Origin of the sequence: Bradyrhizobium retamae (assembly GCF_001440415.1) — a bacterium.
Classification (GTDB): Bacteria; Pseudomonadota; Alphaproteobacteria; order Rhizobiales; family Xanthobacteraceae; genus Bradyrhizobium; species Bradyrhizobium retamae.
In genome coordinates this window covers 1-11,965 of record NZ_LLYA01000228.1, presented here as the reverse complement: position 1 = coordinate 11,965, position 11,965 = coordinate 1, and the positions used below count along the sequence as shown (strand labels likewise).

Sequence of the window (11,965 nt, the reverse complement as noted above, 5' to 3'; positions counted from 1 at the left end):
GTCCGAAACGGACCTGCTGGGCCGACCTGACGATGTCCGTTGACTGAGGCAGAGCGGAAGTCGGCGGTAGGCAGGCAATCCGACGCGATTGACCCAAAGCGGAACCACATAAAAAACACGGCCGCACAACCTTAGTTTGTTAACGGTCTTGGTACACGCTCAGGCCAACTGTCTTTTCCCCGACTATCACGCAATTGGCCACGCGCTTAATGAAGAGACCTACGCCGAGATTTCGCTGGAAGCCATCGAACTCACCGAAACCGTCCTTTCGGGAGTTAGCTGCAATCGTAGCGGTCCTAGCATTCGTCGCCGCAGTTTTGGTGTTGTCTGTGCTGTACCCGCCGCCGTTCAGACTAACAGGCTCATCGTTTGGCCCTGATTGGAATTGCGCGCCATCACCGTACACAACGGTCTGTGTAAAGCGAGTTAGCCCGGCGAAGTAAGATGGCACGCCGCTGAGATATCAAGCCGCGCAGTCCGTAGCGTCGCGAATGTCAACTTGTGGCCCTGAGCTGCCTTTCTAAAAGGGGCGGAGTTGGTCCGCTCCGCCCAGGTGGATCAGACATCAACTTGTTCTGCTATTGCGAGCGCGTCGTCGACCTCGATGCCTAGGTATCTAACGGTGCTCTCGATTTTCGTGTGACCTAACAAGAGCTGCACGGCTCGCAGGTTGCCGGTGCGCCGGTAGATCAGGGTCGCCTTTGTCCGGCGCAGTGAATGCGTCCCGAAAAGGTGCAGATCCAAGCCTACGCTGGCAATCCATTCACCGAGGAGCCGCGCATACTGCCGTGTCGTCAGACTGACATTGGACCCGCGCCGACCGGTGAACAGACAGTCGCCCAGCCTCTTGCCGGTCGCCCTCAAATAATCATCGACGGCTTGCCGGGTTGCCTCGGTCAATTCGAACTTGACCGGCCGGCCGGTCTTCTTCTGTCGGACATTGGCGCGATCGGCTGCATAGCCGCTCGGCGCGATATCATCTACCCTAAGCGCCACGACGTCGCAGCCGCGGAGTTTGCTATCGATGGCGAGATTGAACAGAGCGAGGTCCCGAACTCGGCCTTCGACCTGAAGCTTCGTTCGAATAGACCACACGTGTTTTGGGCGGAGCGGTGGCTTCGCTCCAACAATCTTTCCCTTATTCCAGGGGACACGCTTGGATACGACTGCGACAACGCTTGAGACTTCAGCCATGGTGGCCTCCTCAGTTAGTGAGGCCGGCCATTCCGAAACCAGTAAGCTGCTGAAAACACGTCCGCTTTCAGATGATTGAAGACGTAGTTCGGTTCAATTCAAACCATCAGGCGGCGCTCTTGACCCATTTGAGACATCAAGACGACTTGCTTTCCTCGGAAGTTCCGTCAATATCGTCCACATGACTGTCGTCGTGATCACTTTCGCGAACTTGTGGTGGCGCTCCACTTAGGAGCGGCACGGCTTTATCATTACCCAACCGTCGCCGCCGTTCATCGGCTTGCGAGGTTGCTTTCATCAAAAGTCCGATTGAACGGCGGCTCCTAATCTGGAGAACCGCGATGCAAGATTCGTCAGCCACCCTTCCTGTTATCTTGACCGGCGACAGAACAACCGGACCGTTGCACCTGGGGCACTACGTCGGTTCGTTGAAGAACCGCGTCGCCCTACAGACAACGCACCGGCAGTACCTGCTGTTGGCGGATACCCAGGGACTCACCGACAACCCGCACAATCCCAGTCGGGTGCGTGACAATGTCCTTGAGATCGCGACAGACTACCTAGCTGTCGGCATCGACCCGAACCAGAGCACGATCTGTCTTCAATCGCATCTTCCGGCATTGGCCGATTTGACCCTGCTGTACATGAACTTTGTCACGGTGGCGCGGCTTGAGCGCAACCCAACCATCAAGGACGAAATTCAGGCGCGAGGTTTCGGCACCTGCAGGCTTTCTCTGCTATCCCGTCGCCCAGGCCGCAGACATCACCAGTTTCAAAGCGACGATTGTCCCGGTTGGACAAGATCAAGCTCCATTGGTCGAGCAAACGAATGAGGTTGTTCGCCGCATCAATCGCCAAGCTGGTGTTGACGTGCTGCCAGAAGCCCACGCGCTTATTCCTCGCGTCGGACGTCTTCCCGGCATCGACGGCAAAGCCAAAATGAGCAAGTCGCAGGGCAATACTATTCAGCTATCAGCAACGGCCGATGAAATACGTGAGGCCGTCCGGCGTATGTTCACTGATCCAAACCATCTAAAGGCGTCCGATCCGGGTTGCGTCGAAGGCAACGTGGTCTTTACGTACTTGGATGCGTTCGACGAAGATCGCATCACGGTTGAGGATTTGAAGGCGCGCTATATCCGCGGCGGTTTGGGCGACAGCATTGTCAAGAAACGTCTGGAGGACGTGCTGCAAGCACTTCTCGCGCCAATCCGAGACCGTCGCTGCGCACTGGCTCGTGATCCCGGCTATGTGCTGCAAGTCGTCAAACGCGGCACCGCGCGAGCACGTGAGATAACAGATACCACCTTGCGCGATGTTCGCGCTGCGCTTGGTCTATTCACCCTGGATTAATCGGATTGGAGGCCAAGCCAAGCTATGTCCGGATTTGGCCCGATACGGACATGCCGGCGATATGTTATCGGTCTCGCCCGCGCGTGGTAACATCCGGGGTGCTGGACCGTTGGTGTCAAATCCGTGCTCAGGATAGATCAATGACTTTGCGAGCAATTTCGTCGCATGCGCTATTTCAGCTTCTGGATCGTTCATGATGACAATCGACGCACTTGGTCAGAAGCAATCACTAAAAGATCATCTGGTTGGTACGTGGACGCTGCTCTCGTGGGAGCAAAAGAAGGGCGACGGCACCAAGATCGAGCGTTATGGGGCCGCCCCGAAGGGCATCGCGTTCTTTGATGCTGGTGGGCGATACATCATCACAGTGATGCGCTCAGATCGAGCCAAATACGCGAGCAATACCTTGTGGCAGGGCACACCTGAGGAAAACAGGGAAACTGCCGACGGCACGATAACCTACTTCGGAACGTATTCAACAAACGAGGCAGATAGCAGCATCGCAATCCACGTCGAAGGCAGTTCCTTTCCAAATTGGGATGCTACCGAACAGAAGCGCTTTGTGGCGATTGCGGGAGACCAACTTACGCTGACGGTTCGTCCTCCGGCGGGAGATATAGTCGACGTCGTTTGGAAGCGCGCGAAGTGATCTGGCGTCAAGTCTGCTGTTGGCCCGTCTGAGACGTGAGCGTCCGTGCGAACGGCCGCTTTGCGCCAGAACCGGCCGTTCCGTAACCGCGCATTGCAGCTCAGGATTATGCAGCTAAACGGCGCTCCACCTCGGCCGCCTCCTGATGACTACCTGAAGCCCTCTTAAGGAAGCGGGCCAGGGCTGCTTCTCGTGAGTCGCGGTCCAGTGCGTAGGCGGTTTGTTTGAACTCCGTCAAGGAGCCCTTGAATGTAGCCCGAGATCGTGTCCGCAGCCTTGATGAGCGCGGTGTCAAGCGTATCCGCCTCAGTGAAGAAGTCGGCGCCCTGCTTGCTGAATGCGTGTTCAAATCCGCTTGTCGCACCTTCTTGATATTGAGTCGAATACCCAAGTCCCGAGGGGCGGCGGCCATCATCGTTTGCAGGAGATCGTACCTACGCGGAGAGCGTAAGTGGTTCCATCACCTTTCATGATGAGTCTTGGACTGGCGTCTGTCCAGAGAGAACACCGTATGTTCCTCCGCATCGGCATTAGAACATCCGCTGCAATTTCCGGCGCTTCAGGTAGTCAATAATGTTCTGTTTATCGAAACGCACGGCGCCGGCAGATGTCGCCAAATTGACTGGAAGGATGCGCTCCATCGATGCTCAATCAGCGTGGATGCATTGCGTCGGGGCTATGAGGAGTAAAGTCGATGAATCTTGACCTGGAAGGCAAGACCGCGCTCGTCACGGCGGCCAGTGGTGGTATTGGTAGCGGCATCGCAGGCGCACTTGCAGACGCGGGCGTTCGTGTCGCAATCAGTGCCCGCACTGGCGCTGCGCTTGAGCAGGTGGCTGGATCGCTCGCGTCGCGTGCTGGAGGTCGTCCGGCAATCGTGGTGGCAGACGTGTGCGCGCACGGCGGCCCAGCTCAGATCGCTGCTGAAGCCATGGCTGCACTCGGCGGACGTGTCGATATCCTCGTCAACAACACTGGTGGCGCCAAGCCGCTCACAGGCGAGGCCGACGACGCCTTTTGGGATGAAGCAGTAACGCTCAACTTCTTGGCGGCACGACGGTTGACCGATCTCATCATGGCGGGAATGAAAGCTCGAAATTGGGGGCGAATCATCAACATCTCGGGCGCACTTGTCGCGCCCAGGCTCAACGGAGCAGCGCCGGCCAAGGCCGCGCTCGTCAGTTGGTCCAGAACTCTATCGTCAGAACTCGGTCCGTATGGCGACACGGTGAACACGATCGCACCAGGGCGCATCAACACGGCGCAGATTCAGAAGAGCAATCGAAGACGGACTTCATCAAGCAGAACATCCCCGCTGGCTACTTCGGGGAGCCCTATGACATCGGGCATCTCGTGGCGTTTCTTGCCTCCCCGCTTGCCCGCTACATCAATGGTGCGGCGATCCCGGTTGATCGCGGCGTTCGGCGCGTGTAGCACATCGGCCTTGCAAGTTTGGCGCTCGAACGGTCGGTACCGTAGGCGCACTCGCCGCCCATTGAACGTTGTTGAAGCATCCATCTGACTGACCCCAAGCGTAAAAATCTGCACGCAAGTTGAGGATGAAGTCGTCGCCCGATAAGCTCGAAAGCGTCCGGCTACACAGTCCAGATGGAGTAAGCGGCGCACGATGCCTTAAAGCTGTTCAAGAAGGGATCGTAGCTGGCACAATCCGCTTGTGGCCGATTTTGTTGCAAAAGTCGGTTGAGACATGCCGCGAACCGTGATTCCGTTGTGCTGACGCGAATCTTGGCGAGGTCGATCCATGATGGGCCGTCTGACAGAGTGACCAAGGTCAACTGTTCTAGGAGTTTCATCTTAGCGACGCGGTTCCCGAAGATCATCTGGTGCGAAAGATCGACGCTGCTCTCGATCTGTCCTGGCTTCGCAGCGAACCTGCACCTCATTATTCGTCTATGGGTCGCCCGTCGATCGATCCGAAGCTGATGATCCGGATGCTGGTCGTGGGGTATGTCTTTGCGATCCGCTCGGAGCGGCTGATCTGTCGTGAAGCACAGGTGAACCTCGCCTCGCTGGTTCTGCAAGCTCGGTATCGAGGATGCTATCCCGGATCATTCGGCATTTTTGCGCGCCCGCAACGATCGCTTCCGCGATGGAGATGTTTTCCGCCACAAGTTCGAGCGGGCCGTCAAGGCGTGCATCGCGGCCGGTCTGGTTGACGGTGAAGGCTTTGCCGTCGATGCCAGCCTGATTGCGGCCAACGCTAACAAGCAACGTTCGATCGCGGGTCAGGATTGGCGCAGGGATCGCGATCCGGCGAGGTCAAGCCGCGCGGTGAAGGAGTATCTGGCGACCCTCGACGATACGGCGTGGGCGTCGCCAGCGACGTTGTGCCAAAGTTCGTTCGCCGTCCGATCCCGCGGCCCAATGGACCGGCGCTCACAAGGGACCGGCATTCTTCGCTTATAGAACAAAACGGCACTCATCGATGAGAACGCAGACTCATTGAGCGAGATCATTTTCCCGTATCCGCCGGCCGCTGCGCCGAGAGCAGATCGAATTGACCATTCATGGCCTGCGATCCACCGCGTCAACGCTCCCGAACGAAAGCGGCAAGTGACAAGCGGATGCGATCGAACGTCAACTTGCGCATCAGGAGGCGAATGAAATCCGTGCGCCTATACCCATGCCGCCGAATTCTGGCAGGAGCGCCGTGCGGATGATGCGGCGGTGGGCGGACGAGTTCGACCGGCTAAGGGAGCACGGTCGTGTCATCAAAATGAGTGCCTGAGGAAAAGCGCGTTCAAAGTGGGGTTGCTCCCTTAAGTCGCACGTCCATTAGTTCGACATGTTGGTGTCAAGGAGCGCCAGAAGTGAGCGCACCACTACTAGTCGCCGACGTCCGATCGTTGTCGTGACGATAGGCCCAGCTCCTATCAACTCGTAAAGCTTCGTGCGTCCCAAGCCGGTCACTTCGCATGCATCGTCAATCGTGCAGGTGAACCCCTGGGCGAATGGCATCGTGCTCGGTTCTGCGGCTTTCGGAGCGGATAGACTGCCATGTGACTGTTGTCCGCTAGCTTTCTCTCGTCGATTGCATCTCACGTGGCCCTCCTATTCGCACAAAGCTCGACAGGACGAGAGTTGATGCGACGAGCAACGTCAATGCGAACATTCGAGGACGCTCGCGTACGACAGCGCACGTCTGCGGCGGTTTGAATATTTCCGGACACAAAGGGCGACGAGAAATTTTTCGCGAATACGCCAGCCACAGTGAGGCATCGTGCCGAGGCTAGTCTTGCTAATGTCGGCAGCAAATTCCCCAAGCGTTCGCCGCTGTTCAGCAGCGTATTATTCAACCATTATTCAACGAACGCGGCTGATGGCTACCTAAGTGCCTGAGTTTGCTGGCGCTCCCTAGGGGAATCGAACCCCTGTTTCAGCCCTGAGAGGCCAAGTCGATCCGCTCGATGATCATCCTGAAAAGAGCGGCGACAGAGACCTATAGATGTCAATCTCGACTCGTCTGCACGAGCAGGCGTGACCGCACCAGTTTCGCACCAGAAACGATCCAACCGAAGCGCAACGAACGCGATCGGATTGAGACAAAAAACAGCAACATCAACGAAGCCGATCGTTATCCCGCCGCTCATAACGGCCTGGTTGCTGGTTCGAGTCCTGCCGCACATATCGGGAAATCGCCCGCGCTAGATTTTTGACTAGTCTCCTTCACCCTGCGGCTCTGAAGGCGCCATTACTTCGTACGCTTGAACGTCGCGTGATAGCTCGCCGCTAGGTGGGACCCTTTATCGCGAACGCAATCAGATCGAACGCTTCTTCGGCAAGCTCAAACACTTCCGCCGCATCGCCACCCGCTACGACAAGCTCGCCGAAAACTTCCTCGCCATGGTCAAACTCGCCTCATTGCGACTGTGGTTGCGCGCTTATGGCACGACGGCCACAGATCCTAGGGGCTAGGCAGTCCTAGTGCGCAGTCGGCCCTCGTAGTCACCCTTTCCGATCGGCACGCCCCGCGTGCGCAGGATGTCGTAGGCCGTAACGGCGTGGAAATAGAAGTTGGGCAGCGAGTACGAGAGAAGGAAGGTCTCGGGCGTGAAAGCTAGGGTCCGAGGGGCCCAGGCCGAAGTGGAGGCGTTTTCCTCGTCAACGGGTCGGAAGACATCAATATCCAGGTCCTTGCCGGACCAGCTATTGACGTCTTCGGGGGTTAACGCCTCCAGCGTCGTTACCGCCTGACTGACTGTGGCCCGTAGGTCGGTGAAGGACATCGCTCCCGCCAGAGGCGGTGGAGCGAACACGCCCGTCTTCACCGCCTCCAGCCCCCACACGGCATGATTCTTCAGGGATTCGATCTGGAAATGGAAAGGTGCCATGTCGGGATGGAGGCGGGCGTGGACGAAATCGTCCGGGTTGGCACCGGTTTCGGCACAATGCTTGGTGGCGCGGTTGAGGACACCCGATACCGCTCTGGTGGTTTGCAGAAACGTGGGCACACCAAGGTCGTAGAGCGTTATGGTCATGACCCCAGTTTAAACCGTCTAGAACTTCCCCGCCACAACTTATCTGATTATGAGTCTACAACTTAGTCAACCGCCAACTGCGGCTGCCCAGCTGAAGTCATAATGAGCGCTCAACAACTTCATTGCGACAACCGCGACGAGAACGCAGATGATTTGCAATAACGTTCTGGTCGAGAACACTCTATTGAAGAGCGTCATGATGCCGCCTTCTAGCGCTGGTGACCGAGCCGGATTCCAAGCTTGAGCGCCTTTTGGCGGAGTGAGCCTTCGGAGCGCTTTGTGAGCTTCGCAATTTTTGCAACCGGAGTCTTCGCTTTCGAATGAGCGCGCAGCTCCTTCACGTCAGCCTTTGTGTATTCGCGACGCACAGGTTTCTTCTTCGTAGCCGTCTTCTTTGCCTTCTTCGCCACTTTTAGCTCCTCGATTCGAGAGTGGACGTACTAGCACAGCCGCATTGAGGCGCAACTCTCCATCAGTTGGCTCTATATGCTGGTCCGATGTGTGTGCCTCTCTCAGCAGATGCGGCCGATAGGGGCGAAGAAATTGGGAAGCGAGAACTTTTCCTTTCATTCGCTTGGGTATCCAATTGTGCCACGCATTTTTGACAACCATTTTGCTTCGGCACGGCCAATTGCATCATGTGGGGGATGATCACGTTTTCCGATGCGCTCTTTAACGGCGGCTGTACAAGCTACGCAAAGGAGGCGCGTGAGGTTGTTCGCCAGGTCGAGGACAAGGGGGACGCGACTAGCCACGCCGTTGTGGCCCGCAAATGATAAGGGGCTTAAGTGATGAACGAGTTCGGGCAGAAGGGAAAGGTACCGCTCTCGGAACGGCTGTCGGTGTCACCAGAGGAGGCAAGCGCCCTCACCGGGATCGGGCTGACCTCCATTCGCGAGGCGATCAGCAACGGTGATCTCAAGGCCAAGAAGCACGGGAGGCGTACGATCATCCTGCCGGACGATTTGAGAGTATGGCTCAAAACGCTGCCGGACGCCCGCAAGTCGATTGAAGTAAGCCCCGCTTAACGTCTTCCGAATGACGTACTGGCGCGTTGGCGAACTTACCGTTCTTCGACATCGAAGACGAACATCTTGTGAAGTGCGATCTTTGGGTTGGCCGCTTGAACTGGCCGACTGGTTCTATGTCAGTTCAAGCTGGCTTTGGATTGCCGCTTTTTTACCAAATAGGAGCGGCGATGCGCCGCCTTATTCCTTAGCGCCCCATCCCGCCATTACCGTCTTGTAGCAAGTCCGTGTCGATCATTTTGGCCTTGGGCGAGTGGGTCGCTTTCCGAGCGATTGCACTGCTTCAACGAAGCCGGGCATGAACTCGATCACGTTCAGCCCTTTATTGAGCCCAGCCGTCCATCGATGGGCTTGTGGAGCACTTTGGCAGTGTCGCATGGCCGCAGCACACGGTGCACATTCCGCTGGTCGCGATGACCGCCGACAAGGGGGCAGCGGTCACCGGCAGCGCGAGTGGCGAGATCTCCGACACGTTCGCGTTTACGATTTGGTTGCACAAGGAAGCGGTGATCCGCGCCCTTTCAGCCGAGCTGGACCAGTGCGACTATGCAAATGCGCTGACGCAGCAACAGCGTGAGGTCCGCTTGAGCGAGATTGGGCGTGACCGGCTGCGCGCCGAGCGGGAGGAAGCCGCGCTGGTCTGGCACGCGCAGGCGCAAGCGATGCCATCGAGCACCGGTCCGACGAGCGACACGCCGGCGTCGAGCACGTCGCTGTCATCACGATAGGGGACAGGCGCCAGGCGTCAGGGGCAAGGCCGTAGGAACGCCGTACAGCGCGCCGCTAAGGACGAGGGCCAGCCGTCGCCAGCGCACAGGCGGTCACGCGCGTCGCAGGGACGCGGCGCAAAAGCGGTAAGTAACCGGACCAAGCAAAATGAAAAAGCCCTTTAACAATGGGCACTTCTTCGATTGCGTCACGGACAAAGCATTCGTGACGGGTTGCATCGTTGAAAATCAACGACTTAGACGCGCAAAAAAAATTTAAATCGGCAAGCGATCGGAGGGGCAAAGTCACTAAACCCTATTTTTATAGGGTTTCAACGTATTCCGTCACGGATCACAACTTCCATCCCATTGAAACCACTCACGTTCGTTAGGTATCGGGCAGTTTAACAGGCGTTATCAACGGTCAAAAGCACGGTTTCATTAGAGATTCGTAAGGATCCGGGCGGGACGTGGTAAATTTGCAACTAGGAGCTGGTTCTTGAGCGACCGAATCGATATTCCACACGAGGCATTTGCTCCCAAGCCCGTTTTCCCGGAGCGGCCCGGGCCCGTCATCGTCAAGGAAATCCGGGAATGGATCAAAACCGAACCACCCCGGATGTGGCGCGGACATCCCATCCGCGTCCCGACAAGACCGAGACAGAGCAAATCCGCTACATAGCTGAGTTTGTGCTGCCGAATAAACATAAGGCGTGCCCGATCTGCCGGCCGAGAAGCGGGAGGTACGAGGGCGCCGACACTCTAACTTGTCCGATGGGCACGACACGGTCTATGGCAAGCGACGACGTCGTCAACGGTCATGAAGCGAGTAGTTACAGGTGGCTGTTTAGCGGCGCAGGCATGACATCATCTATCGGGCGCCGGCACTGACACCTTGAATGGCGGCAGCGGTAACGACCATCAGTACGCAGGAACTGGTGCCCAGTCGCTCCGTGGCGGTGCAGGTGATCACTTCCTCACCAATGCGACCTCGGCGCAAAGTACGCTTTCGGGTGGCCCTAATGGCGATGTTCTGGATCGTGGTGCTGGAGACGACAAATTCTGGCTCCTGCTGGTACGGCGGGCACAACTTCGGCGCTGCAGCGCGGAAGCGGAGACGATTCTCGGAAATGACACGATCATTGGCGGCAGAGGGCAACGATACTGCGGGATTTGAGGATCGCTCATTCCATGACGTTGCCGGAATCGACCGCGATGCGGAGACGTCCACTTAAACGCTGCATTTCACCGACTACCAGACGATATTTGTCACCGGATTTGAATTGACCGACCAGATTATGGCGGTCCTTTGCTTTTGTGATCTGGGACGCGATTTGTCGGCCTCATCGTAAAGTGATGGTGGAACAAACCTGTCTTTGTAGTGATCTCAACAGCGCCACATACTCCTGATCGCGATTATTGGTCTTGTCCAAAACATCCGGAGCTGTCTGGCGAATTGCCCGAACGCGGAGTAAGCAAGGCTGGAAAAAGGCGCACTTTGACATCGATCCGGAAGTCAACCTCTTGCGTTTTATGCCCCGCCAACGCATCTACTGCAGTGCGGTGGCGCCATGCGCTATCGCTGCCCTCTTGGGCGTTTCCTCCCTAGACTTGGGCCGCTTGTTCGTTCAAGCGGCCTTTTTTCTTGGTCGCCGTTGTGGCGGCTTCCTGAATGTCGGGCAACCTTGCTGGCGTAGGCGACAGATTTCATCCCAGCGTTCGCGTCGCGCAGGCCTTTCGATCCGCCCGCAACTGTGCAAGGCCGGGCGGCGGCGCGGAACTGCCGGTCTTCGCTCGTTGCGCGGACGCCATGATTTGCACGGCGGCGGCTACGTTGTGACGATGGCGGCCGACCGCGTGGCGCAGGGCCTCACCCAGACTGTTGAGCAGGTGCCAGGTGCCAGCGGTCCGCCACCTGCACCGCGTCGGGGACGCCGCAGCGTGCGCCATCAGCATAAAGTCCCGCACGATCGCGGGCGACGACCTTGATCTCCGGCCAGCGCTTCAGCCAGCGCGCAACACTGCCGGCGTTACGATCGGGAAGCAGATCGAGCACGCAATTGCGCTCCAGATCGCAGATGATCGTTCCATATCGCTGGCCACGACGCCAAGCCCAATCGTCGATGCCGACGACGGTCGGGGCAACGAAATCCGGCAAGGGAGCCGAGTGAATCATTCGGAGCAACGTGTCGCCGCTGACCGGCATGGCCAGTTTGCGCGACAGGCGAGAGCCGGGCTCATCGCCGACCGCAAAGCCGATCGCCAGCTGGCTCTCGCCGAGGCGGGTTGTGCGTCTTGCTTTCGGCCGCACCGTTGCCGGTAGCCGCTCAGTGAATATCCGACGCGGGCATTGCGGATTCGCGCATCGAAAGCGTCGCGCCTGAAGCCGGATTTCGACAACCCGATCCTGCCAGGGCAGATCGGCTAAGCGTCGCTCGTAATGGCTGTGGACGCGACCCGTCTGGCCGCCGCAACAGGGGCAGAGCGAGGCCGCTGACTTCGGCCGAGCCACGAGCACCACCCTGTCGGTCTGGG

13 protein-coding genes and 3 pseudogenes are annotated in these 11,965 nt (G+C 57.8%); 10 read left to right on the top strand and 6 right to left on the bottom strand.

Annotated features, from left to right (window positions below):
* Positions 1–558: 558 nt before the first annotated feature.
* Positions 559–1,194, bottom strand: a complete 636-nt coding sequence (locus tag CQ13_RS39775; protein ID WP_057848209.1) for a tyrosine-type recombinase/integrase — start codon at positions 1,192–1,194, stop codon at positions 559–561.
* Between the two features lie 341 nt (positions 1,195–1,535).
* On the opposite strand from CQ13_RS39775, the gene CQ13_RS47520 reads away from it, so the two are divergent.
* The 3 genes from CQ13_RS47520 (at position 1,536) to CQ13_RS39765 (ending at position 3,196) form a co-directional block, all read left to right on the top strand.
* Positions 1,536–2,027, top strand: a complete 492-nt coding sequence (locus tag CQ13_RS47520; RefSeq protein WP_430649745.1) for a hypothetical protein — start codon at positions 1,536–1,538, stop codon at positions 2,025–2,027.
* Positions 1,957–2,547 carry a hypothetical protein gene (locus CQ13_RS47515; RefSeq protein ID WP_430649746.1) on the top strand — a complete coding sequence of 197 codons (591 nt, stop codon included), beginning with the start codon at positions 1,957–1,959 and terminating at the stop codon, positions 2,545–2,547. The genes CQ13_RS47520 and CQ13_RS47515 overlap by 71 nt, the downstream gene beginning before the upstream one ends.
* 193 nt (positions 2,548–2,740) lie before the next feature.
* Entirely contained in the window at positions 2,741–3,196 is a 456-nt protein-coding gene (locus CQ13_RS39765; protein ID WP_057848208.1) for a lipocalin-like domain-containing protein, read from the top strand.
* Positions 3,197–3,302: 106 nt separating this feature from the next.
* Here CQ13_RS39765 and CQ13_RS46280 read toward each other — a convergent pair.
* Positions 3,303–3,495 (bottom strand): annotated as a pseudogene (locus CQ13_RS46280) (integrase); the annotation flags it as partial.
* Positions 3,496–3,890: 395 nt separating this feature from the next.
* Here CQ13_RS46280 and CQ13_RS39760 point away from each other — a divergent pair.
* Positions 3,891–4,718, top strand: a complete 828-nt coding sequence (locus tag CQ13_RS39760; RefSeq protein WP_197427597.1) for an SDR family NAD(P)-dependent oxidoreductase — start codon at positions 3,891–3,893, stop codon at positions 4,716–4,718.
* A gap of 243 nt (positions 4,719–4,961) precedes the next feature.
* Positions 4,962–5,627: pseudogene (locus CQ13_RS42290) on the top strand (transposase); the annotation flags it as partial.
* Positions 5,628–5,992: 365 nt separating this feature from the next.
* On the opposite strand, the gene CQ13_RS47510 reads toward CQ13_RS42290, so the two are convergent.
* The gene (locus CQ13_RS47510) at positions 5,993–6,175 is read right to left on the bottom strand and encodes a helix-turn-helix domain-containing protein (RefSeq protein ID WP_082637912.1); all 183 of its coding nucleotides are present in this window, start codon (positions 6,173–6,175) and stop codon (positions 5,993–5,995) included.
* A 449-nt stretch (positions 6,176–6,624) separates the two neighbouring features.
* On the opposite strand from CQ13_RS47510, the gene CQ13_RS44110 reads away from it, so the two are divergent.
* Both CQ13_RS44110 and CQ13_RS42280 read left to right on the top strand, forming a co-directional pair.
* Positions 6,625–6,873, top strand: coding sequence for a hypothetical protein (locus tag CQ13_RS44110; protein ID WP_156434195.1), 249 nt, complete (start codon positions 6,625–6,627; stop codon positions 6,871–6,873).
* 85 nt (positions 6,874–6,958) lie between these two features.
* A pseudogene (locus tag CQ13_RS42280) lies at positions 6,959–7,132 on the top strand (transposase); the annotation flags it as partial.
* Here CQ13_RS42280 and CQ13_RS39745 read toward each other — a convergent pair.
* Together CQ13_RS39745 and CQ13_RS39740 are read right to left on the bottom strand one after the other, a co-directional pair.
* Positions 7,129–7,695 carry a DUF1993 domain-containing protein gene (locus tag CQ13_RS39745; protein ID WP_057848205.1) on the bottom strand — a complete coding sequence of 189 codons (567 nt, stop codon included), beginning with the start codon at positions 7,693–7,695 and terminating at the stop codon, positions 7,129–7,131. The pseudogene CQ13_RS42280 and the gene CQ13_RS39745 overlap by 4 nt on opposite strands.
* Before the next feature lie 209 nt (positions 7,696–7,904).
* The gene (locus tag CQ13_RS39740) at positions 7,905–8,105 is read right to left on the bottom strand and encodes a hypothetical protein (RefSeq protein WP_057848204.1); all 201 of its coding nucleotides are present in this window, start codon (positions 8,103–8,105) and stop codon (positions 7,905–7,907) included.
* Between the two features lie 381 nt (positions 8,106–8,486).
* On the opposite strand from CQ13_RS39740, the gene CQ13_RS39735 reads away from it, so the two are divergent.
* The 3 genes from CQ13_RS39735 (at position 8,487) to CQ13_RS44105 (ending at position 10,607) form a co-directional block, all read left to right on the top strand.
* Positions 8,487–8,723, top strand: coding sequence for a helix-turn-helix domain-containing protein (locus CQ13_RS39735; RefSeq protein ID WP_057848203.1), 237 nt, complete (start codon positions 8,487–8,489; stop codon positions 8,721–8,723).
* Between the two features lie 413 nt (positions 8,724–9,136).
* On the top strand, positions 9,137–9,451 hold the full coding sequence (locus CQ13_RS39730; RefSeq protein ID WP_156434194.1) for a hypothetical protein: 315 nt from the start codon (positions 9,137–9,139) through the stop codon (positions 9,449–9,451).
* An 874-nt stretch (positions 9,452–10,325) separates the two neighbouring features.
* On the top strand, positions 10,326–10,607 hold the full coding sequence (locus CQ13_RS44105) for a hypothetical protein (protein WP_197427596.1): 282 nt from the start codon (positions 10,326–10,328) through the stop codon (positions 10,605–10,607).
* Positions 10,608–11,300: 693 nt separating this feature from the next.
* Here the strand turns inward: CQ13_RS44105 and CQ13_RS39720 are convergent.
* Positions 11,301–11,965 (bottom strand): ISL3 family transposase (locus tag CQ13_RS39720; RefSeq protein WP_197427595.1); only part of this gene is annotated, 665 nt, incomplete at its 5' end.